We start from the raw sequence: 21,786 nt of genomic DNA on the forward strand, positions 1-21,786 counted from the left end.
TGGGCTCTGGATCGGCTTGCTTGCCCATGCGCGCACTAGCCTCGGCTCTTGCCGAGCCTCTGCCGAGCCTCTGCCGGGGCTACTGAATCAGCATGTATTCGTCTCGGACAAGTTCGAAACGCCGCCCAGTCCATCGCAATATCCAGCAGATTGCCGCAAGGTGCATTCGATCATCTGCACGAATTCCTACATTCAGCAAGGCTGGCTTGCCGCTTTGAAGGTGTTTCCACTGTACTCGCGTCCTTGCCTTTGAGAAGCGCGCTATCAGCGAAGAAGCTCTGTTCTTCCAGCAGTCAATCCACTCCAAGTCGTCGTGAGCGACGATGTCAAGAGCACGCTTTGCGCGTCTCAGTGTCTGCAAGCCCATGTCCCGAATTAATTCTTGAATAAATCGGTGGTGCGGGATGCCCGGAGAAACAGGCGCCAATTTGAGTATGCGGTCCGTTGGAGTTCGATGACACGAATCGATACGCAACGCCTTGCGCTCGGTCACCTACCAACCTTGGCAATTGATGGAGATGGCGGGCATATGGCAATCGTGGGTCAACGAAAATTGGTGCCTCTCACGTTACGGAAGTCGGGATGCAAGATGGATCTGGCCGACCAACGGGCCGGATGGATCTGCTGTCTCGTCATCTGCAGCAATGAGGTCTCCTCATACTGCGTTCTCTCACGTCAAATGGAAGTCGATAGTGAAGTTTCTTGCGCGTCGTCGATCGCCGCTCGGACTTCAAATGTCTCGGGGCTGCGGGCCCGTCAATTGCTTTGTCTTGCAGTTAGCGCGCTGAAAACGAAGCTTCATGAAGGCGACACGCAGAGATGGTTTGCTGTGGCACTGTCCCTCGCGGCGAGTCCCGTCGGGGGCGCGGCGCCGGCACAAGCTGCCAACGTGCCTAGCCCCAAAAGCGGCACTTCGAGTGAGGTTGCTCAAGGAAGAATTCAAAAGAAGAACCATCCGGCTATTAGATCCAGCTTCTGGTCCCAACGAGTAGCGCGTCCCATCGATGGCTCGGCGCTCGCACAGGCTATGAATTCAATTGCGCCAAAATCCGACAGTGCGGATGCTATTGCAAGGAAAAAAACTCAAAAGAATGTCGATCGGTTTGCAAAGTTCGAGCACCTCCGCGAAAAAGGCATGTGGCTCAATATTCCCGGACCGGCCGATACGATAGATCAGGATCAAGGCGGCGTTAGATCTGCGCTGGCGGACGTCGGGATTGGCTATGTTGGCGGGACGGTGAACGCCTTCGTAGTCAATCAACTGCCAAATGCAGCGAGGAGCACCATCCGCGACCAACTATATTCTGGTCAGAACCCGACATTTAATACGCTGAACTTCATGATCGTGACGTACGATCTCAGTCGCTTTGGGATTCCCGATGGTCAGATCATCGTGGGAGCCCAGCAGCAATATTGGACATGGAAGCCCGGAGGGCCAGATAGATTTGGGATCAATACGATTGCCTACTATCAGACGTTTTTTGGCGGCAAACTCGAACTCAAAATGGGCTATCTCAGAAACATAAATGAATTCGTGGGTACCATAGTCGGAGGGAACGCAGCAGTAAATGTCTTTGGAGCTTCGTCGAATATCCTATACCAAGCAGGCATGAGCAACAACGCCGCGCCGACGCCGGCTCTCAATCTGAAGTACAATTTCGATGATCGCTTCTACAATAGGATGTCAATACAGCGTTCACTCAGTCCAGACGGTCAGTTTGCGCACATTAACGAAAATCCGACCGGGTTAGACTGGGGTACGACCAACGCGGGCGTTCTTTTTCTCGACGAAACTGGCTATAAGAACAAAGCTGCTCCAGGCTTGCCAGAGACGTGGTTGCGGGCAGGTGCCGGTTTCAACAATAGCAGCTTCACCGACTTGCAGCATCCGACGCAGCCGAGAGCCGGCGCAAATAGCATCTATTACGTGGCAGCGGACAGGCAACTCTGGCAGTCTGATGTCCAAGACTCGGCAGCTCGTGGTATCTATGCAGGATTCTCTGCGATGTACGCGCCGCCCGATTTAAACAGAGTGAGTCAGTATTACGAGCTCCGTCTTTACGCCAAGGGGCTGTTTGACAGCCGTCCACGTGATCAGATTGCTATTGTTGCCACCAACACCGCGTGGAGCAACGTTGTAGTGGATGCTGCTGTGGCCAAGGGCCATCTTGTGCATCGCGACAGCACGGCGATTTCGGCAACATACACGGCGCATCTGGCGCCCGGGATATATTCAAGCTTAGGACTGACATACATCAATAACCCGACAAGCATCACCTACACACCCAGAACGGGACATGCGCTGAACTTGTTGGTGTCCACCTCGATATTCTTCTAGGCCTCGGAAAAAACGCGGTTTGGCCAATGTGGATCTTGGAACGCTTTCGGCCATACTAGCAGGTTAAAGGGAACATCGCAGCCAACCCGCGTGACGCCACCGCAGAGAGGCCAAGCTGTGTCGAGACAGGATGGTAAGGTTCTGCATCAGTCTTCGGGTGGTCTTGGTCTCATGCAGTTTGGCATCAGGCGCAATTTGCATCAGACGGCATGCGCCATTTGCCCAGATCTGTTCTATCTCGTTTGATCCTTCTATAGGGTATCAAGATTGGCAATGTGTTGGCAAAGCTCGCGGTATCTTGGATCAGGACATCGGCTCGCGCCGCTAGAAGCCGAAAACGGTGCTCACCAGGGCAGCTCTACGATTTGACCTTGCAACTCGCGGCCGTGCGCAAATTGCGGCTGAAGTTGCTAGAGATGGCGTCTCGCTCATTGTCCGACGCCGGCGACGTTCCGTTGGGGATATCGATGGGCACCCGTAGAAACAGGAAAAAGTTGCTGCATGGGCCAAATGCGAACCGAAGAAGACGTTCTTGGTGAGAGGGAACTGCCCGCGGACGCGCTCTACGGCATCAATACTCTTCGGGCTTTGGAGAATTTTCCAATAACCGGGCGCACGATCGCGACGCTGCCTGAGTTTGTCCCCGCACTGGCGATGATAAAAGAAGCAGCGGCGCTTGCCAACAAAGAGATCGGCGCGCTTTCAGCGCAGAAAGCGGAAGCCATCGTTGAGGCGTCCCAAGAGATCCGCACCGGAAAGCACGATACCCACCTGATTGTCGACCTACTCGAAGGCTCGGGTGGCACATCGTCCAATATGAATCTCAATGAGGTGATCGCAAATTTGGCCGCGCGGCTGACCGGAAAGCCAATCGGCGACTACGCCTTTGTCCATCCAAATGATCACGTCAATCTCGGTCAATCCGCCAATGACGTGATTCCGACGGCCATGAAGCTTGCGGTCTTTCGGGTATCGGAGGGGACTTCGCTCGCCTTGACGCAACTGGCCGCCGCGTTCTCGGAGAAGAAGAAGGAGCATTCGCAAACTCTGCGGCTTGGTCGGACATGTTTGCAGGATGCCGTTCCAATGCTGTTTGGTCAGACATTCGGGGGATACGAGGCGGTCATAGAACGCCATGCCAAGCATGTCGAGGAGTTGCGGCGGCAACTCCTGGTCGTTCCACTTGGCGGAACTGCGGTTGGTACCGGATTAAATTCGAGGCCGGGCTACAAGCAGGCGGTTTTCCGCCACTTGTCAGCGCTGGTAGGCAACGAGATCAAACCAGCAACCGATCCATTCGACGGAATGCAGAACCTAGACGCGTGTGCCCGGTTGTCGGCTGAAATCCGAAATTCTGCAAGTTCGCTCTGGAAGATCGCCAACGACCTCGTTGTGCTCTCGTCAGGTCCCGTCGGCGCTGTCGGAGAAGTTACGTTGCCAGCGATCCAGGCTGGATCTTCGATTATGCCGGGCAAGATAAATCCTGTTGTTCCAATGGCCGTCTGCCAAGCAGCGTTTGCCATCGCCGGGAACGATGCAGCCATAGCAATAGCCTGCCAGCAAGGACTGCTGGAGATCAATTGCTATGGGATGCTGGTCTGCGATCGCCTGATCGATTCCATCACTCTCCTCTAGCGTTCCGCGACGATCTTGCGCGAACGATGTGTGCGCTCGCTTATAGTGAATGAGGAGCGGTGTCGGCAGAATCTGCTTGCGTCGTCTGCGCTAGCAACAGCGCTGGTACCCGAGTTCGGGCACGCAAGTGTCGCCGCGATCGTGCGGACAGCGCTCAATGAACATCGATCGTTTGTCGAGATCGCCATCGATCGTGGATTGCTGGGGCAGGAAGACGCGCACTCACTCATGCGCCGCGCTGCCGTTGTCTCGACGCGCACAGCGGAGTAAGGCAGATCTGCCAAAGGGACAAATCGCGAAGAAGAGGGACCGGATCGAGGAAGTCCGCAACGCTTTTACTTTCGCAGCGGCGCGCATCAAGCGCCGAACGACCTCGCAAACCGTCGCGACGCTCTCGGGGGCGATCGAGCTCCGGTCATTCCCAAGTCAAGGCACCTCCATTCTGGTATTCGATGACGCGGGTCTCGAAGAAGTTCTTCTCCTTCTTCAGGTCCATCGCCTCCGACATCCACGGGAACGGGTTCTCGACTTCGGCGAAGATAGGCGCGAGCCCGATCTGCGCACAGCGGCGGTTGGCGATGAAGTGCATGTACTGCTCGCAGAGCGCCGCATTCAGCCCGAGGAAGCCGCGTGGCATCGTATCGCGTCCGTAGGCGGCCTCCAGCTCGGCTGCGTCGCGGATCATGCCACGAACCTCGTCCTGGAACGCCGCCGTCCACAGATGCGGGTTCTCGATCTTGATCTGGTTGATCACGTCGATGCCGAAGTTGAGATGAATGCTCTCGTCGCGCAGGATGTATTGATACTGCTCGGCGATACCGACCATCTTGTTGCGGCGGCCAAGCGACAGGATTTGCGCGAAGCCGGTGTAGAACCACATCCCCTCGAACACGACATAGAAGGCGACGAGATCGCGCAGGAAGGCGCGGTCGCTATCCGGCGTCCCCGTCTGGAACGACGGATCGTCCAGGTGCTGCGTGTGCTTGAGCGCCCAGGCCGCCTTGTCCGTGATCGACGGCACCTCGCGGTACATGTTGAACAGCTCGCCCTCGTCGAGGCCGAGGCTTTCCACGATATACTGAAAGGTGTGGGTGTGAACCGCCTCCTCGAAGGCCTGCCGAAGGAGGTACTGCCGGCACTCCGGATTGGTGAGGTGACGGTAGATCGCCAGCACGATGTTGTTGGCGACGAGCGATTCAGAGGCTGCGAAGAAGCCGAGATTGCGCTTGATCGCGCGCCGCTCGTCCTCCGTCAGCCCGTCCCGCGACTTCCATAGCGCGATGTCGGCCTGCATCGAAACTTCGGTCGGCATCCAGTGATTGTTGCAGCCTGAGAGATACTTCTCCCAGGCCCATTTGTACTTCAGCGGAAGCAGCTGGTTGACGTCGGCGCGGCAGTTGATCATCCGCTTCTCGTCGACGGAGACGCGGCCGCCGGCGCGATCGATCGCACCTAAGCCGGTCGGGTCGGCCGGCTCGAGCTTGAGTTGGGTCTGCGGACGCAGTGCGGTGGCGAGACTTGAGACGGCAGGAGCGGCCGCTGTGGTTTCGGTATCGGACCAGTCGAGCATCGTCATCTCCTCACTGGCACGCTTCGCATTCGGGATCGTCGATCCGGCAGGCCTTGATGCCGTCGAGGTCCGGCACCGCAGAGGTCGGTATCATGATCGGCGCGTGCGACACCGCCACAGACGCCGACACCGCATTGAGCTTTCCGTCGGTGCCCTTCAACGTCGATTTCTCGACATGCGTGGCGCTGCGCGAGCGCAAATAGTAGGTCGTCTTCAAGCCGCGCCGCCAGGCCAGCCGGTAGAGCGCATCGAGCTTCTTGCCGGAGGGATTGGCGATGTAGAGGTTGAGCGACTGCGACTGGTCGATCCATTTCTGCCGGCGCGCGGCTGCCTCGATCAGCCAGGCGCTGTCGATCTCGAAGGCGGTGGCGTAGAGGTCCTTGAGGTCGTCCGGGACGCGGTCGATCTGACCGACACTGCCGTCGAAATATTTGAGGTCGGAGACCATCACCTCGTCCCACAGCCCCTTAGCCTTGAGGTCGCGGACCAGGAACTCGTTCACGACCGTGAAGTCGCCAGACATGTTCGATTTGACGAACAGGTTCTGATAGTTCGGCTCGATCGACTGCGAGACGCCGCAGATGTTGGAGATCGTCGCGGTCGGCGCGATCGCCATGACGTTCGAGTTGCGCATGCCGCTTGCTGTGACCTTCTTGCGAAGGCGGTCCCAATCGAACGTCGCCGAACGATCGAGATCGAGCCCGCCGCGAGAATCTACGAGAAGCTGGATGGAGTCGATCGGCAGGACGCCCTTCGACCACAGCGAGCCTTCGTAGCTCGGATAACGCCCGCGTTCCGCGGCGAGGTCGGACGACGCTTCGATCGCGTGGAACGAGATCGCTTCCATGCTGACGTCTGCAAAGGCCACGGCTGCATCCGACGCGATCGGGATGCGCTGGACCTGAAGCGCTTCCTGAAAGCCCATCAGCCCGAGGCCGACCGGCCGGTGGCGCATGTTGGACCGGCGCGCTTCGGGGATAGTGTAGAAATTGATGTCGATGACGTTGTCGAGCATCCGCACCGCCGTCGTCACCGTCCGCTTCAGCTTGGCCTGATCGAGGCCGTGAGGCCCGACATGGCTGAGCATGTTGACAGAGCCGAGGTTGCAGACCGCGACCTCGTCGGCCGAAGTGTTCAGCGTGATCTCAGTACAGAGGTTCGACGAGTGGATCACGCCGACGTGGCGCTGCGGCGAGCGCAGATTGCAGGGGTCCTTGAAGGCGATCCAGGGATGGCCGGTCTCGAACAGCATGGTCAGCATGCGGCGCCAGAGATCGGTCGCGCGCACCGTCTTGAAGACGCGCATGGCGCCGGCCTTCGCCCTTGCTTCATAGGCCTCGTAAACTGTCTTGAAGGCCTCGCCGTAGAGATCGTGCAGGTCGGGTGTCTCGTCCGGCGAGAACAGCGTCCACTCGCCGTCACTGTCGACGCGCTGCATGAAGAGGTCCGGCACCCAGTTGGCGGTGTTCATGTCGTGGGTGCGGCGGCGGTCGTCGCCGGTGTTCTTGCGCAGGTCGAGGAATTCCTCGATGTCGACGTGCCAGGTCTCGAGATAGGCGCACACCGCGCCCTTGCGCTTGCCGCCCTGGTTGACGGCAATCGCGGTGTCGTTGGCGACTTTCAGGAACGGGATGATGCCCTGGCTTTCGCCGTTGGTGCCCTTGATGTGCGCGCCGAGGCCGCGAACGGGGGTCCAGTCGTTGCCGAGGCCGCCGGAATATTTGGCGAGCAGCGCGTTGTCCTTGATCGACTTGAAGATGCCGTCGAGATCATCAGATACGGTGGTCAGGAAGCAAGACGACAATTGCGGGCGGAGCGTGCCCGAATTGAACAATGTCGGCGTCGAAGCCATGAAATCGAACGATGACAGCAGATCGTAGAATTCGATTGCTTGGGCTTCGCGGTCAATCTCGCGCACCGCCAGACCCATCGCCACGCGCATGAAGAAGGCTTGCGGCAGCTCGATCCGTTTGCCGCGGACGTGCAGGAAGTAGCGATCGTACAGCGTCTGGAGGCCGAGGAATTGGAAGTTCAGGTCGCGCTCGGGCTTGAGCGCCGCGGCGATCCGACCGAGGTCGAAGCGGGCCAGTTCGGGATCGAGCAGTTCGGCGGCGATGCCGGTCTTCACGTAGGCCGGGAAATAGTCGACGTACCGCGTCGCCATGTCGGCCTGCGAGGCGGATGTCGGCACGCTGTGGACGTAGGACAGCACTTCGCCGCGCAGCTTGTCGAGCAACAGGCGGGCGCTGACATAGGCGTAGTTCGGCTCCTGCTCGACCAGCGTGCGCGCGGCCATGATCGACGCCAGCGCCATCTCGTCCTGGCTGATGCCATCGTAGAGATTGCGGGTGGTCTCGGCGAGTACGGGCGCGGCCGAGACGCTATCGAGGCTGGTGCAGGCTTCGCCGATGATCAGCGCAAGCCGCTCGGTGTCGAGCCCGACGCGCGAACCGTCGGCCAACGTGACATGCAGGGCCGGCGCGGCGGCAGGCGCCGGCAGCGCGGCCGCCTCCTCGGCGCGCTGGCGCGACCGTTCCTCACGATAGAGCACGTAGGCGCGGGCGACCTTGTGGTGCTCGCTCCTCATCAAGGCGAGCTCGACTTGGTCCTGCACGTCCTCGATATGGAAGGTGCGTCCCTCGCCCGCGCGCCGCATCAGCGCCGCGACGACTTCGGCCGTGAGCTGCTCGACGCTTTCATGGACGCGGCGCGAGGCGACGGCGCTCGTGCCTTCCACGGCCAGGAAGGCCTTGGTCATGGCAACCGCGATCTTGGCGGAATCGAACGGCGAGACTTTTCCGTTGCGACGGATGATCTGCATGGCCGGCTCGCTGGAAGCAGCCGCAAGTGACTGTGAACGCAACTGGATGATCGGTGCGGAAGAACCTTCCGCGTCGTGCAGGTTCAGTGACATCAATAGGCCCCGTGATGCGCGTTGTTTCTTGAACGGGGCGTTGAGGAAGGACGCTGCAGAATCGCCGGCAGACAAATGCCGACGGCGCATGCAAGCGACCGCCGGGACACCCCGCCCGTGGACGTTCAGATCGTCACGGCAGGTCTCCTGGCTCGCAGGTCATCGCTTTCTTCCCGTCTTCCCGGCGCGTGAGACACCAGTGACGCTTGTTCGGAAGCAGCTCGCTGCTGACAGTTGCGGGGGCAGCGCCGGAATTCCGCGCTTTCGCGCGGTTCACCGGCTTCCCTCTTAGCCACCAAATCTTGCGATCCGGCGGAACCGTGACACCCATATGTGGTGATATTCCGGGGCGGCTGTCAACGGCTGATTTGCCGGCACCGTTCGCTTGTGGATTGCCTCTGACATCTCCGGATGTAAATTCGGGCATAATTTGCCCGCATGGCGCGTATGTTCTCCCGCAAATCATGGTAAACGCCGCCGCAGTTGATGGCATCCCCTTGTGCTGCCGCGGTTTGAAGCGGCGATCGAGCTCCTGAGCGTTGCAATCTACGTCGAACCGTTCGTTCGTGGCGCCTTGGGACAGGGCGGATCCGGATCGCCCGCGCATCCAGTTGTGTTGCGTTCGCTACTGTGCACGGGCATCTCCCGATCCTAATGACGGTGCGAAGACACTAGTCGATAGACGTGCAAGACCAAAGTCGGGAGAAAGCACCACGCCACGCCGATCTACGAGACGAGCTGGCGCACACGGACCACGAGCTACATGGCGCAAGCGCACGAGGGATCGCAGCGGTCATCGAAGGTCCGGGCCCGTCACATGCGCCAGGGGCCGAGCTCGTGGAGCTCGAGCTCGATCCCGAGCTTCTCGGCTAGGAGCTTGATATCGTCGCCGGCCTCGAACCCGTTCTTGAACACCTCGCGCTCCTCGTTGACTCCGGAAAATCCCACCGGCGCAGAAGCGGAGGCGCTACATCGTCCTGGTCCGACGAGGACAACCGAAGCACGCGGCTGATTCGATCGTTGGAACTTTGAGGTCTGGCAAGCCTAAGGTCTGGGGACGACGACGTATCGGGGGTTCGAAGCCCTCCCTCTCCGCCACTTGATCGAGACCTCGGGAATCCCCGGCAATGTAGGGGCCATTTTCACAAGCCTGATGAAGCTCTGTGTAGCACCCTTGTGGAGCACCCAGCATACACCGTTCCCGCACCCGTCACACAGCCGAATCCTTGCCCCTTTTTCCTTGTGCCCAATCCTTGACCGAGTTTTTCCGTTTGGGACTACCCGTCCAATGCGCCACGGGGCGCGCATGATCAATCCGTTGTTGCTCGGCTTCGCAGACCGGGAGCACCGGACGGAGATCGCGCGGAGCTTGCGCGAAAACCGCATCCTCTTGGAGCGGGCCAATGCTGAAGCGGAGGACGGGCAGGTCGGCGCCGGCAATCATGCGCGGCACCTGATGCGGGAGGTGGCTGCCCTTGAGGCGACGATGGCCGTCCATGACGACGCCCAGCTCGATCTTCCGGCGCTGCTCGCCGAGGCCGAGGCCGCGCCATGAGCCTCGCCACCGACCATGGGCCGGTTCGGCGCTTCCGGTCCGGCAACCGCCTCTCGGGCACGGACATCACCGCGATCGAGGCCGACCTGCGGCAGTGGTCCAAACCGAAGATCACCTGGAGCGCGGTGGTCTCGCGGGTCGAGGCGCTGATCGGGAGGCGGTTCAGCCGCCAGGCGCTAGAGTCCATCCGGTGATTTACCGGGCCTATGTCCAAGCTAAGAAGCGGCTGCGCGACGGCCTCCCTCCGGCCAAGCGCAAGCCGCTAGCGGAGCGGATCACCGCGTTGCAGGACGAGAACCGGAAGCTGCGCCAGGAGAACGAGGCGTTGCTCGAGAAGTTCGTGACCTGGCAGCTCAACGCCCCGAATCCTACGGGCTGCGCTCGGACCAGATGAATGCGCCACTGCCGACGGCGCGGCTGCCCAGCGACTTCAGAGACCGCGAGCTGACGCGGAGGGAGGAGCGGCGCGTCAGGCTCCTCGCCGACCGTGACCGCCGGCAGGCCCGCAAACTCCCCAGCCGATAGATCACCAATTTCGACGACAAAGCCCCGGATGCCGGCCGGTATCTGGGGCTTTGTCGTGCCACGGGGTTTGGTCCGCGTTACCTTACACTTTTGGCAAAAGGGCTGCGGTGAGCACTAGTTGCATAGTGCTCTTCGGTTCTGTCAACTAGCAAGGAAGTGATTGATCCGCTTTGCTTTTTTTGACGCTTTCTGTCGAAGGTGTAAGGTCGGGCTTTGTTAAGCACGGTCTGCGGTCCACGGCCCTGTTTCGCGGTTCCATTTTTTCTCGTGTCGTCGCTGCGGGATTTGGCGCCGCAAGACATGCTCAACGCAGGTACCAAGGTGCGGCACCCCGCGCCGCGAGGAGAAAATCGCAAATGCTGCTTGAATGTTGTCCAGATTTGGATTATGTCCATATCTGACATAGGAGTGGGCCGTGTTAGCCGATCGTAAGCCGCACCCAGCTAAGACGGGAACCGCGCCGCAGCGGCTGGATATTTCGCGCTTTGCGCCGGCCAATCGAAGGCGGCTCAGTCCCCCCGGGCTGCGGACCTTCCTCGCGATCGCGGATCTGTGGAGATTAACCGAAGAGCAACGTCTCCTAGTGCTCGGGTATCCGTCGCGATCCACATATCACAACTGGTGCAAGCAGGCGCGCGAGCATGGCACCTTCACCCTCGACGTGGATGTTCTCTCGCGCATCTCTGCGGTTCTCGGCATCCATCAAGCTCTCGGAATTCTCTTTCCGACGGAGCGGCTCGGCGTTGAGTGGTTGCGGACCGCGCATAACGCTGTCGTCTTCGGCGGGCGACCGCCGCTCGATCTCGTCACCAGCGGATCCCAGGATGGGTTGCTCACGGTGCGCCGTTTCCTCGACGGCGCGCGCGGCGGACTCTACATGCAGCCGAACACGATTGACGAGGCGTTCGCACCGTACGACGACACGGAAATCGTGTTCCGGTGACGGATACTTTCGCGGCCTCGCCGCAGCCCGCCCATCGCCTGATTCCGTCGCAATTTCCTCCCATCGGGCTGTTCGATACCGTCGCGACCGCCGCCGATCTTGCGGCGGTGATGGAACTGGTCGGTTGGACCAATGATCGGCTTGTTGCCGATCGCGTCGACCGGTTGCCGCAGAGCGAGTGGGTTTATGGGGTGCCTAATGCCAGCATCGTTATGGCGGCTTTTCTCCACGTCGCTCCCGGCGGGATGCGATTCAACGGCCCCGAGCTTGGTGCGTGGTACGCGGCCGACGATATCCGGACTGCAACTGCCGAGGTCGGTCACCACCTGCGGCGCGAGACGGTCGCCCGAGATGTCGCCACGATGACCCGGACCTACCGGGCCTATGCCGCTACATTATTGGGCGACTATCTCGACATCAGAGGCCAGCAGGCCACGCGCCCTGACGTTTATGCGAGCGATCGCTATGATGCCTCGCAGAAGCTTGGCGAGGAGGTTCGCGCGTCAGGTGGAGCGGGACTGCTGTACGATAGCCTGCGACGGCGGACCGGCAGTAACGTCGTTGCGCATCGGCCGCGCAACATCACAGACATCGTACAGACAGATCATTTTGAGATTACGGTGCTGGCAACATCGCGCATGATCGACGTTCGCAAACTATCGGTGTGATCGATGATTGATGACGGAGCATTAAAACGAACATAGTACTCACTGAATTTGTAAGGTGTGTAGAAAGCAGCTAGCACAATGCGCAAAAATGCTCTCCCACGGAGGGGAGCGTCAGGGGAGCGGACAGAAGAGCTATCGGAGAGCACTCGTATCTGTACATTTAGACACTGAGCTGTGAACGGGGGGTGTTCTTGGCTCCGCCGTGGGCCGGGGCAATCGTCGCCTCGCCATCAGGTACGACGCTTACGGGTGGTCGTTGCGGTGCCTATTGCGCCATATGTCTTCGGTGATTCTCCAAGCCTTGAGGCTATGCTGCTATTCGCAATCATATTCCGAATGGAAAGACAGCCTTCTCGCAATCTACTAGCCCCGCGCCGTACTCGTCGTCGTTTCCGACTACTCCGAGGTCCTCGGCAGTGCGCTTCAATTGATCTCGAATCTGGCCAGGACTCCACGCCGGATGTTGCTGTTTTAGCAACGCCCCGGCGGCAGCTATATGGGGACAAGCCATACTGGTGCCGCTCATTGCGCCGGTCGAACCTCCTACAGTTGTGGATAGAATCCTTTCGCCGGGGGCCACGAGTTCGACCTGAGTGAGAGGTCCCAAAGTACTGCCAAATGACGACCAGGGAGAACGCACCTTCGTTTGACCTATCGAACCGACCGCTACAAAGCTCGGGCATCTCGCTGGGTTGCCAACCCAGGGTTTTGCGGTCAAAGCTGAGTTGCCTGCTGCCGCAACCAGTAGCGATCCTGCTGCGGTGGCCTGGGCACCCGCAGCCTCAAGAGCGGCGTTCCACGGAGCTCCTACCGAATCTACCGTGCTCGAGGCTTAGGTTGCAGACCTCCATTCCGCGTGCGGCTGCCCAACCGATACCCGCTATAACCCAGCTGGTCGATCCATTTCCATTGCCATCCAACACTTTGACCGCATAGACCTCGGCGTCAGGCGCGGAGCCGGTGGCGCCGAGGAGTTTTCGGCCCGCGATGATGCCGGCGACGTGTGTGCCATGACCATCATCATCATTTGACGTTCCCTGAGTTATGGCTAACCCGCCCGCTGCGCGACCAACCGCTTCGCTCGCTCTGGCATGATTCCAAATTCCTCAATCGCCTGTCGATTGCCTCGGCCGCGCTGTCCGCCGTGACGCGCCCAATGTGCTGGCCCCGCTTGCGGATCTCTATGACCCGCCATCAAGTCGCTACGGTGAAGGGCCGGCGCGAACGGCGTTCGTAACGCTCGATGCGATGCTTGCGGCTCTCTGCACCGGTGGAGTTTCTAATCGCTCGGTCACGCCCCGGCTAGGTTCAAAAAAACCAACAAGTGACAGGTGAGGAACCACCTCCTGCAGTAGCTGCAGGCTCTTTTACGCTTCAACCTGGATCAACTACCAGAGGCACCGGGCATAGCTCAAGGCTAAGCTCCGGGTGGAATGGTCTGTGGTAGAGCGGCGAACAGTCAAAAAGATTATGCGGCACTAGCATGAACCCCGTCCACATGACATGGGCCGTTCCAATCCAACGGTGGCCCCGGCCGTAGATGCCGTCTTCGTCGCGCGGGTGATGATGGAGCGAACCCTTGTACCAAACTACGATGTCCCTATTCATTACTGTCGGCTGACCTGCAACATAAGTAGGTAGGTTCTTAGCCGCGAATTGCGTAGGGTTGTATGGCGTTACCCAGAATTCGTTCCGCGTAAACGCCTCGAAATGCCGCGTAAGCCCTCCTCCCGTCACGAGCGGTACAAGCTGGTACGAAGAGAGATGGCCCTGCTCATTGCTGAACGCGGGGTTGCTAATCTCGACGGAGTCGTGAGTACGCGGTGACCAAGGGAAGCCTTCCGCCACCGTGATGGGGATCGCTGTGTCGTTCGCGGTGCCGGCGGGGTTAAATGGACTTTCGATATGCTGCAGCCGCGCTGCGTTGTTAGTGACGCCGTTGAGATCGATGTCGATTCGCCATATCGCATTGTGCGCATGGGGCGTAAGCTCTGCTCCCGGTAAATTCTGCCCGGTCGCTCCCATCCGTGCGGTGATGACGCCATCATCGCGGAAGGTGTATTCCTGAATGTAGCGGTAGTTTGCGGCGTTGATTGCGCCCCACAGCACGAGCTCCTCCCCGCGTCGCACTCCACCAAAGTCCTTCCACATTAGGCCGCGGTCGCGCACTTCCTTGCAAACGTGCGGGCTGATTGGCGCGCCGCCAACAGCGGCAGGGCAGTCCGCGGCACTGACGTCGGTGAGTCTGAAATTGAAGCCGCTCAAATCATAGTACCGCGGGCTCCCAGGATGATACGGCACGAAATACTCAGACACCCGCATATCCCAAAGAACACGGATGAAGGGACCAGTCGCTGACTTACGGAAATAGACCGGACCAATCACGAGGCCGTTCGGATTGGCGATGCTGTTGTTGCCTGCGACCTCACGCCAACAGATCCACCACGTCGTCTGCACTGGCCCAGCTGTCGGGAAGTTCTGAGTGATCGCATTGGGGCAGAATGCGGCGAAGATCGGTGGCACAGTCGGAACCGGTTGTGCGCTCCCTGTACCGATCGAGACCACTAACGAAGCAGCAGCGAGGACCAAGAGTCGCAAACGAAGTATGTTGATCATCGATGCTGCCCTCCGTCACCACCATGTATCTCGACCGTGCGTCTGGTTAGATTGACGTGCACGCGGAACGGGAGATAACCGTCCTCCGTTCGAAAGATGAGATCAACGCAGCGATCGGTACTGCAGACATCGCGCGGGTCTGCGCTGCGTACAGGAAGTGCTTGCGCAGCGAATGGAACGCGCGCTTCGCTTCCCGACTCGAGAATCTGGAAACGGTCTAAGTTATCGCCGGCGAGACGACGCACGTTAGGGTTGGCGACGGCGAGGGCCAAAGCCTCATCAGCGTCATTACTGGAGAAGGGAACGTCAGAAGTGGGGATGCTTTCGACCGCTAAAATACGGTTATCCGGCAACTCGAATAAAACGCGGGCCGCTTGCTGCGACTTGGGATTGATCACCACTATTGTGATTCGCCGCGTCGGTGGCGTAGTTGTCCTTCCCTCCAAAAAGGCTTGGGCCTCAGACTTATCCAGTTCGTCGGCAGCCGCAATGATGCGCGGTTTCGCCTCGCTCACTATGGCGCGGACGCGCGGATCAGAAACAATCGTCCTCTCGATTGAGAGCTGTTCCTCGGTCGTCATCGCGACCGACTGGTGCGCTCCGAGCATGGTCGCGGGCGGGCCTGGAGGCGGAGCCTGGGCCAGCACGATTTCGGCGTAAGACAATGCCGCGAGAAGCACGTTCCCAAGTACGCAGCGAGGGACCATGGGTCTGTCCCCTTCAGGGCCACTTGCGCCGCGAGAGGAGGTCGCATCGACTCACCGCAATGGTGGCCTGCAAGCAATAAGGGTGTAAAAATGATCATAGCACGCCTAAGCTGATACGGCAAGCTGGATTGAGGGCACAGGTTGTCTGATGACTGGACGTTCTGTACGCGTCCAAAGAAATTGTCGCCACCCTTGCCTCCGCGCCCCGGCGAGCCGGGATTTGACTGCAATTGTAAAAGAAGGGACTTGAGCTGACAGTGGGAGCTTTGTCGCGGCAGGTGTCCGACAAAGATTTCATGTCCGACCTCACGCAGCCGGCAACAATTTCTCTCTCGACAGAGCACTTGCGTCAAGCAAGGTTTGCATCGGCGTTTTGCCGTAGCAACAGCGCCCCTGATGCGGACGCACCTCATTGTAGGCAGCGATCCACTCATCGAGATCGCTCTGCAACGCAGTGATGGTCGGATAGATCTTCTTGCGGAACGCGACGCGATAGAACTCCTCGAGCACGGTGCGGTGGAAGCGCTCGACAATGCCGTTGGTCTGTGGGCTCTTGGTCTTGGTGCGGGTGTGATCGATGTCCTCGACGGCGAGGTAGAGCTCGTATTCGTGATGCTCCGGATTGCCGCAATACTCGGTGCCGCGGTCGGTCAGGATCCGGTTCAGCGGGATGCCCCGCGTATCGAAGAACGGCACCACGCGGTCATTCAACAGTTCGGCCGCCGTGATCGGCGTCTTGCGATCATACAGCTTGGCGAACGCCACCTTGCTGTAGGTGAAAAATGAAGGTCTGCTGATAGATCCGCCCGACCCCCTTCATGTTGCCGACATAGAAGGTGTCCTGCGCACCACAATAGCCGGGGGACTCGCTCTCGAACTCGCCGTGCGCCTCCTTCTCGGACTTGGCCTTTTCCAACGCAACGAACTGGGCCTCGGTCAGCACCAGGCCGTCCTGGGCCATCGTGGCCTCCAGCGCCGTCAGCCGCTTCTTGACGTTGGCGAGGTCGTGACGCAGCCACACCGCCCGCACGCCGAACGGGGAGATCGACAGGCCGCGGCTCCTGAGCTCATTGCTGACCCGCACCTGGCCCCAGGCCGGCTGCTCGATCGCCAGCTCAACGACGGCCGTCTCGACCTCCGGCGCGACACGGTTCTTCAGGATCGGTTTCTTGCGGCTGATCTCAATCAGCGCCAGCTCGCCGCCCTTGTCGTACAGTTCCTTGAACCGGTAGAAGCTGTCGCGGCTATAGCCCATCATCCGGCAAGCTTGGCTGACGTTGCCGAGCTGCTTGGCCAATTCCAGCATTCCGACTTTCGCGCGAATGACTTTCTGTTCCTGGGTCACCCTTGCGGGATCGGGGTACGTTGTCGGGATGGCTTCAGACGTGACCGTTGCCAGCCACGCCTGCATCCCTAGGCTACTGAACGGCAGGTTTTGTCATTTGCTCATGTGGACCTCCACAAGCTATGCAAAACAATCACTTGAGCGACTTTCAGGTCGCACCCTCCAGACCGGGATGCCGAGGTTCTTAAGCGTCGTTCTCAGGCCACGGGCTTGAGCGCGGTAGGCCCAGGGCAGTAGCTGGTCGATGTCGCGGTTTGGATGCCCGTTGACGATCCTCGTCAGGACGTCGGTGACGTAGGCAAGCGGGTCGATCTCGTTGAGCTTGTCCACCTCGCGGCCCTGAAAGCGATCTGCAGTATCTCGTCGACGAGGACCAGTTGACCGTCAAATCCGGTCGCCGGCGTCGTGGTTCGGAATGTCGAAACCGAAAGGGACGATGACGAGAAGGGATTTAGCGACAAGGACGCGCGCACCATCCTGGCCGCGACGCTCCAGAAGGGCTGCCGCGCGACCCCATTAGGTCTCTGGATGCAGAATTTGTGGATGCTCTTCCACTATTCACTGAACTTTCGAGAAATCTCAGAGCCTTCGCTCGACTCACGTTGGAATGTTCGGGCTTTCAGATTCAATTCCCGCAGATTACGGATGCGGCCTTGATTTCACCAACAGCATAGGACTTGCCCGAGAAGTCCTCTAAGCGCCGGGGTAAGCCCTGAAGCGAGGCCCACTCCCTGGCGCGCGAGTTCAGCCGCCACAGCTTGCGGCGCTCGATGCGTGGATCGCGAGCAGAAGGTGCCGTTCTCACCCGGCCGGAGGCGGTTCGATGGCTTGTTGGGCTGGGCAATGAACTCGGGCAAGATGTTTGCGTCGAGCTAGCGCATCGCTACTTGGTGGAGACCGCACCCGGTTTGTGGATTGCGATCGGCCGGAAAGGGCACGCGGCAGGAAAGCGTTCAGCTGGAACGAACCGCGCATGTAGGGCCTCGGAGTCGGGTGCAGCTCCAACTAGCCGGATGCAGCTTTAGTCAGGCAGGATCGCTTTCTTTGCGGCTTGCGCAAGAAAACCGGATCGAGTGAAGCCGTGCTGTTCAGCATAGTGGTCGATCTCACTCAGAACGTCGGCGGGAAGAGTGACGTTGACGCTTACACTCTTCCTCTTCCGCAGGCGCTGGAATGAGCACGGCAACGCTGTCTCTGTTCTCGGCGTTCGCCATGATCTCCTCGAGAGAGGAGGGCTCAGGTACGGCTTCGCCGTCCTCCGCCAGTCCCTGCAGATGAAGAGCCAAGGCTTCAGCGGCCATAGCGCGCGCATCGTCCAGATTCGTACCAGCGGTGATCACGCCGGGAAGATCAGGAAACGAAACGCCGTAGTCGCTGTCCGCGTCCTTATGGATCAGGGCAATGTAGTGTCGCATGAAAGCTCCCCTCCTTGGGTGGGCCGATGGCCCTCTCTATGCGTGGTCATTTCAACTTCAAATCGGCTTGCTTCTCGATGCTCTTGAGCGTTCCGATCGGGACATCCCTCTTAGGGTGCGGGACCGTGACGCGGCCCGTCTTAGTTGGATGCTTGAACTGAACGTGGCTACCCTTCTGGGCGACCTGTTGCCAACCATCAGCCTTAGTCAGACCCCGTGCCGCGCGCGTAGCAAGCTGTGGCCGGCGATAATGCCAAATTTTCGAAACCTAGCGGTACAGTGAAAGCGCTGGATATATGTATCAACGTCGGGCGGCTCCAGAACGAGAGCCCCAAGCTGTTGGGATCCACCAGCTCAGCTGACAGGGCGGCTGCACCATATCGATTTCATCGATCGCGTCGGCCGGCCCTCCTAACTGGATCGGCTCGGTGCTGTTCGCGATCGCGACGGCAGTTCCTCTTCTGGTAGATCTCATGTCACCGTTTTCAAGGCCGCACTTCTGTGCTCGGGGTTGTCGGTGTAGAGGATGACACTGCCGTTGCGAGTGGAGGGCTAATACGATGGTCCCGGTGGATGACGAAGAATTCTGCCCTAGTCGGGATTGTGGCGTTTGAAATTGTGTGGAAGCGAGGCCCGGCAACAGAGGCGAATCCGAACCGGGCCTCGCGACCGCCGCTCCCCTCGGAGAAAGAGAACGACGAGGCGAAGGATGTCGCTTGGCAGGCCGACATTCCACATTGCGGGCGGCCCGTTATACGCGCTTCTTGACGCGGGATTACTGCGGACCCATCCGTCAGCGGGCAGATTTCCTGCGTGGCATATGCCTGCGCCGTAGAACAGAGCCGCCCCTTCGTCAGGGCGCAGCTCCAAATTCCCTGATGCTTAGTGGTCAATGCTGCGGTTCTTGACCTTGATCTAGTCGCAGGTACACCTTGAGCCTTGTCAATTCTATCGGCGCTAGGATCCGGAATCCGGTCATGGGCGAGATGATTATAATCATGGCGGCAACGGGGATTATCTGGGTTGGCGCAATCGTGGCCCTGTTCGAGACCAAGGCCGCGCTGGAGCGCAGACGCCTCAAAAGGTAAGGATGCGTCAATCTGGCTATGCAGTTTGTGCCGATTGAAGGAGTCTTCCGGCGACCTAAGGCAGAAGGACAAGCGTGTAATAGGTCCAGACAAGGCACAGCATGAGCAGCGTCGCACCCCTAGTGCACGATGGGATGGAATTCAGACTTGACAGCTATCGAAATAAGCTTCCGTCGCGGTCGGCCGCCGATACTCCCACAGACCGTCGGCGAGAATGCGTCTCATTACGTGGTCCGGACAACGAGCCTCCGTACCGTCCTTAAGCCTCAGGACAGTGAAGGGCAGGACAGAGTAATCTTCCCACTCCGATCGGCGCCTGCGCAAAAATCCAAACATCAAAAGCCCCTGCGATTGGGAAAAAAGAGCAATTAAAGATCGGCTGGCGGCGCTGTCAATCTCGTCGAGATGGTAACGCGCGGCAGGCGCGGCAAACAGTTGCGGCGCCGGGATTTCGGACGGTGAACATTCCGAACTAGCTGCAGGGCGAGCCCGGCCAGTTTGGCCTGTGGATAGCGGCCGTGTATCTTTTGCTAATTGGCGGTGCCGCCGCTCTTGGCCTTGGACGACTGCTTCACCGCCGGCTTGGCCGGCGCGGCCGACTTCTTCGACGCATCATCGCCGCGGGCAGTTCCCCACGGATCGACCGGCTTCTCGTCCGGAACATTGTTGAGGGAGCGTTGATGGGCGCGCTCGGCCCGATCCTCGTCCACCTTCTGCGTCGCCGTCTTCTCCTTGGGCTGTTCGCCATACTGCTGAACATGGTCCTGCGCCAGTGCGGGGCCGGCGATCAGGGCAAACATGACGGCGACGGCGATTTTGCGCATCGAGAAACTCCCGGTTCTGCGATGAGCATAACATCGCGCCGATTGCGGCATCAACGCAGCGGGGCGTGAGCCGGGTATGACGATGATCGGACGATGCGCACGCCGCCATCAAAAGCGGCACCCAACACGACGTCCATCCTTTCGATTCCTAGCGGCGCGGACGGCCTGCGAACCACCGCCGGTCGTGGCTGAGGAAAGAGGCTGGCAACTGAGGCCTTGCATTTCCTCTCTCGGGAACGGCTCCTGGGTCTTGCGGCCAAGAAAGCTGTCGGGCTTACTCACCTGAAGTAGCGCTCGCGATCTCGCGATGGTTTCACGGACCTGTTCCCCGATCTTCACCAGATAGGGGGGTGCTCTTGCGAAATGTGAGGAGTGCCGGTTTCCGGCATGGCGCGCCTCCCTTGCATATGCAGGCGGGAGCGCGATCGGTCTCTCAGCCACCGACGCCTACGGACAGAGCCTTGGCCAGTGATGTGGGTAGGCTACTCCTGATCGCTTTTGGTCACAACAGACACCGTTCCCGGCGCTGGAAATCCGCTTGATTTTCCTCCGCACCCACCCGCAATCTAAGTAGGCAGATGCGCGTTCGTAGTTCTGGCAAGGGATTGAGACCCATGCCCGAGAAACCACGCCAGCCTTTCAGGAGTGGTGCGGCACCCAATCCAGACGTCGTTGGCTCGACGAAGATGCGCGTCTTACTTCGATCGAGGATATTCAACCCGTCGCTGCCACGACAGCGGTCTTCCAAATACCGGTACGGTGGCGGCCGGCGGATGAAGCTAGCGTCTCGCCCGACTTCTCCGAACTCTCCAACCGAGGCCGGCCGGGTTCTAGAGGCCCCCCTGATCTCGGCAATAAGCGAGCAGATGAAGTCCGTCGTGGCTCCTTCGGACCACCAGCTTGCCTTTGAGGTGGTGGTAGACCGGATCGACGGAGGAATCTTGCGTCGAGGCCGAGTGAGGTCTTCGCTCGGTCGTCAACAGTGGGTCAGTGCTGCTGCGTCCGCTGACGGACAGGAATTGAAGGGATCTGGGGCCCCAGGACTTCGTCTTGTCGGATCCGTGGCGTCCGACAAGCTGCGTTCGGCCCTGCTCGATTGGACGCAGGCAACCGCGGGCGCATCGTCGACCATGCGTACGCCGGTCTTTTGGCTGCCGCCTACGGTCTCGTCGTGGGGACGGAACATCCCATTCGTGAACCTCGCTCGGGATCTTTCGAGAGCCAATCAAATCGATGACGGAACAGTGTTACTCGCGAGGTCGGGAAACGCCTACGATAGGAAGAGGTGGAATAAGCTTTACGGTCATGCCAATCGTCAGCCTGTGCTGTTCGATCGTTGCTTGGCCGTACCGGCCAGAGAGCTTCCGTTCGCTCTCGAGGTCATCCTGAAGCCCGGAAGCTGGGTGGCGGTCCTGATACATGCGCCTGATCTTGCCTCCAGCTATCCGTTTCCGTTCGGGTATGTAACGGCGGACCCGAAGATAGTCGACAGCTACAAGCGGAGCATAGCGGAACTTGCTGCCAAAGCTGACAGCACAGAAGCGGTTCTCTGGACGAAGCCAGATGAAGACGCCCACCGTGCACTCAGCTCCATCGACGCCGCGCTCGACATCAATATCGCCGCCCCCGATTGACGATTGTTT

At 59.6% G+C, this 21,786-nt stretch carries 16 protein-coding genes, 4 pseudogenes and 1 riboswitch; of the genes and pseudogenes, 9 read left to right on the top strand and 11 right to left on the bottom strand.

Annotated elements, in window-relative coordinates:
• Positions 1 to 589: 589 nt before the first annotated feature.
• The 3 genes from ACKWRH_RS07905 to ACKWRH_RS07915 all read left to right on the top strand — a co-directional run bounded on the left by ACKWRH_RS07905 (position 590) and on the right by ACKWRH_RS07915 (position 4,243).
• Positions 590 to 2,338: a carbohydrate porin gene (locus ACKWRH_RS07905; protein WP_445220034.1), complete on the top strand. Its 1,749-nt coding sequence runs from the start codon at positions 590 to 592 to the stop codon at positions 2,336 to 2,338.
• A 501-nt stretch (positions 2,339 to 2,839) separates the two neighbouring features.
• The gene (locus ACKWRH_RS07910; protein ID WP_445220035.1) at positions 2,840 to 3,973 is read left to right on the top strand and encodes a lyase family protein; all 1,134 of its coding nucleotides are present in this window, start codon (positions 2,840 to 2,842) and stop codon (positions 3,971 to 3,973) included.
• Positions 3,974 to 4,114: 141 nt separating this feature from the next.
• On the top strand, positions 4,115 to 4,243 hold the full coding sequence (locus tag ACKWRH_RS07915; protein WP_445220036.1) for a hypothetical protein: 129 nt from the start codon (positions 4,115 to 4,117) through the stop codon (positions 4,241 to 4,243).
• A gap of 145 nt (positions 4,244 to 4,388) precedes the next feature.
• Here the strand turns inward: ACKWRH_RS07915 and ACKWRH_RS07920 are convergent, their stop codons facing one another.
• Together ACKWRH_RS07920 and ACKWRH_RS07925 are read right to left on the bottom strand one after the other, a co-directional pair.
• Positions 4,389 to 5,543: a ribonucleotide-diphosphate reductase subunit beta gene (locus ACKWRH_RS07920; RefSeq protein ID WP_445220037.1), complete on the bottom strand. Its 1,155-nt coding sequence runs from the start codon at positions 5,541 to 5,543 to the stop codon at positions 4,389 to 4,391.
• Between the two features lie 10 nt (positions 5,544 to 5,553).
• Positions 5,554 to 8,457 (bottom strand): ribonucleoside-diphosphate reductase subunit alpha, encoded by a 2,904-nt coding sequence (locus ACKWRH_RS07925; protein WP_445220038.1) that lies wholly within the window; start codon positions 8,455 to 8,457, stop codon positions 5,554 to 5,556.
• 120 nt (positions 8,458 to 8,577) lie between these two features.
• Positions 8,578 to 8,795: riboswitch (cobalamin riboswitch) on the bottom strand.
• Positions 8,796 to 9,763: 968 nt separating this feature from the next.
• Here ACKWRH_RS07925 and ACKWRH_RS07930 point away from each other — a divergent pair.
• From ACKWRH_RS07930 to ACKWRH_RS07950, 5 genes are all read left to right on the top strand, one after another.
• Complete coding sequence (locus ACKWRH_RS07930; protein ID WP_445220039.1) at positions 9,764 to 10,012, top strand: hypothetical protein; 249 nt, start codon at positions 9,764 to 9,766, stop codon at positions 10,010 to 10,012.
• Positions 10,009 to 10,206 carry a hypothetical protein gene (locus ACKWRH_RS07935; RefSeq protein ID WP_445220040.1) on the top strand — a complete coding sequence of 66 codons (198 nt, stop codon included), beginning with the start codon at positions 10,009 to 10,011 and terminating at the stop codon, positions 10,204 to 10,206. The genes ACKWRH_RS07930 and ACKWRH_RS07935 overlap by 4 nt, the downstream gene beginning before the upstream one ends.
• Positions 10,203 to 10,406, top strand: coding sequence for a hypothetical protein (locus ACKWRH_RS07940; RefSeq protein ID WP_445220041.1), 204 nt, complete (start codon positions 10,203 to 10,205; stop codon positions 10,404 to 10,406). The genes ACKWRH_RS07935 and ACKWRH_RS07940 overlap by 4 nt, the downstream gene beginning before the upstream one ends.
• Before the next feature lie 606 nt (positions 10,407 to 11,012).
• Positions 11,013 to 11,480, top strand: a complete 468-nt coding sequence (locus ACKWRH_RS07945) for an MbcA/ParS/Xre antitoxin family protein (protein ID WP_445222349.1) — start codon at positions 11,013 to 11,015, stop codon at positions 11,478 to 11,480.
• Positions 11,477 to 12,148: an RES family NAD+ phosphorylase gene (locus ACKWRH_RS07950; protein WP_445220042.1), complete on the top strand. Its 672-nt coding sequence runs from the start codon at positions 11,477 to 11,479 to the stop codon at positions 12,146 to 12,148. The genes ACKWRH_RS07945 and ACKWRH_RS07950 overlap by 4 nt, the downstream gene beginning before the upstream one ends.
• A 325-nt stretch (positions 12,149 to 12,473) precedes the next feature.
• Here the strand turns inward: ACKWRH_RS07950 and ACKWRH_RS07955 are convergent.
• The 9 genes and pseudogenes from ACKWRH_RS07955 to ACKWRH_RS07995 form a co-directional block, all read right to left on the bottom strand.
• Positions 12,474 to 12,908: pseudogene (locus ACKWRH_RS07955) on the bottom strand (S8 family serine peptidase); the annotation flags it as partial.
• 22 nt (positions 12,909 to 12,930) lie between these two features.
• A complete protein-coding gene (locus tag ACKWRH_RS07960; protein ID WP_445222350.1) occupies positions 12,931 to 13,251 on the bottom strand; it encodes a S8 family serine peptidase in 321 nt (106 codons plus the stop codon).
• 271 nt (positions 13,252 to 13,522) lie between these two features.
• On the bottom strand, positions 13,523 to 14,764 hold the full coding sequence (locus tag ACKWRH_RS07965; protein WP_445220043.1) for a copper amine oxidase: 1,242 nt from the start codon (positions 14,762 to 14,764) through the stop codon (positions 13,523 to 13,525).
• Positions 14,761 to 15,471, bottom strand: a complete 711-nt coding sequence (locus ACKWRH_RS07970; RefSeq protein ID WP_445220044.1) for a hypothetical protein — start codon at positions 15,469 to 15,471, stop codon at positions 14,761 to 14,763. The genes ACKWRH_RS07965 and ACKWRH_RS07970 overlap by 4 nt, the downstream gene beginning before the upstream one ends.
• Positions 15,472 to 15,777: 306 nt before the next feature.
• Positions 15,778 to 16,777, bottom strand: a pseudogene (locus ACKWRH_RS07975) (IS481 family transposase).
• Positions 16,778 to 17,026: 249 nt separating this feature from the next.
• Positions 17,027 to 17,149: pseudogene (locus tag ACKWRH_RS07980) on the bottom strand (transposase domain-containing protein); the annotation flags it as partial.
• Positions 17,150 to 17,837: 688 nt separating this feature from the next.
• Positions 17,838 to 18,231 (bottom strand): annotated as a pseudogene (locus ACKWRH_RS07985) (type II toxin-antitoxin system HicB family antitoxin).
• A 46-nt stretch (positions 18,232 to 18,277) separates the two neighbouring features.
• Positions 18,278 to 18,442 carry a type II toxin-antitoxin system HicA family toxin gene (locus ACKWRH_RS07990; protein WP_445222351.1) on the bottom strand — a complete coding sequence of 55 codons (165 nt, stop codon included), beginning with the start codon at positions 18,440 to 18,442 and terminating at the stop codon, positions 18,278 to 18,280.
• A gap of 1,407 nt (positions 18,443 to 19,849) precedes the next feature.
• Positions 19,850 to 20,143, bottom strand: a complete 294-nt coding sequence (locus ACKWRH_RS07995) for a hypothetical protein (protein WP_445220045.1) — start codon at positions 20,141 to 20,143, stop codon at positions 19,850 to 19,852.
• Positions 20,144 to 21,204: 1,061 nt separating this feature from the next.
• Here ACKWRH_RS07995 and ACKWRH_RS08000 point away from each other — a divergent pair.
• A complete protein-coding gene (locus tag ACKWRH_RS08000; protein ID WP_445220046.1) occupies positions 21,205 to 21,777 on the top strand; it encodes a hypothetical protein in 573 nt (190 codons plus the stop codon).
• Positions 21,778 to 21,786 lie beyond the last annotated feature (9 nt).

The organism is Bradyrhizobium sp. Pa8, from assembly GCF_052588265.1.

Coding starts and splice junctions, on each gene's coding strand:
- ACKWRH_RS07905 (WP_445220034.1), top strand. CDS start 590: ATGGATCTGGCCGACCAACGGGCCGGATGGATCTGCTGTCTCGTCATC.
- ACKWRH_RS07910 (WP_445220035.1), top strand. CDS start 2,840: ATGGGCCAAATGCGAACCGAAGAAGACGTTCTTGGTGAGAGGGAACTG.
- ACKWRH_RS07920 (WP_445220037.1), bottom strand. CDS start 5,543: ATGCTCGACTGGTCCGATACCGAAACCACAGCGGCCGCTCCTGCCGTC.
- ACKWRH_RS07925 (WP_445220038.1), bottom strand. CDS start 8,457: ATGTCACTGAACCTGCACGACGCGGAAGGTTCTTCCGCACCGATCATC.
- ACKWRH_RS07930 (WP_445220039.1), top strand. CDS start 9,764: ATGATCAATCCGTTGTTGCTCGGCTTCGCAGACCGGGAGCACCGGACG.
- ACKWRH_RS07935 (WP_445220040.1), top strand. CDS start 10,009: ATGAGCCTCGCCACCGACCATGGGCCGGTTCGGCGCTTCCGGTCCGGC.
- ACKWRH_RS07965 (WP_445220043.1), bottom strand. CDS start 14,764: ATGATCAACATACTTCGTTTGCGACTCTTGGTCCTCGCTGCTGCTTCG.
- ACKWRH_RS07970 (WP_445220044.1), bottom strand. CDS start 15,471: ATGGTCCCTCGCTGCGTACTTGGGAACGTGCTTCTCGCGGCATTGTCT.
- ACKWRH_RS07995 (WP_445220045.1), bottom strand. CDS start 20,143: ATGCGCAAAATCGCCGTCGCCGTCATGTTTGCCCTGATCGCCGGCCCC.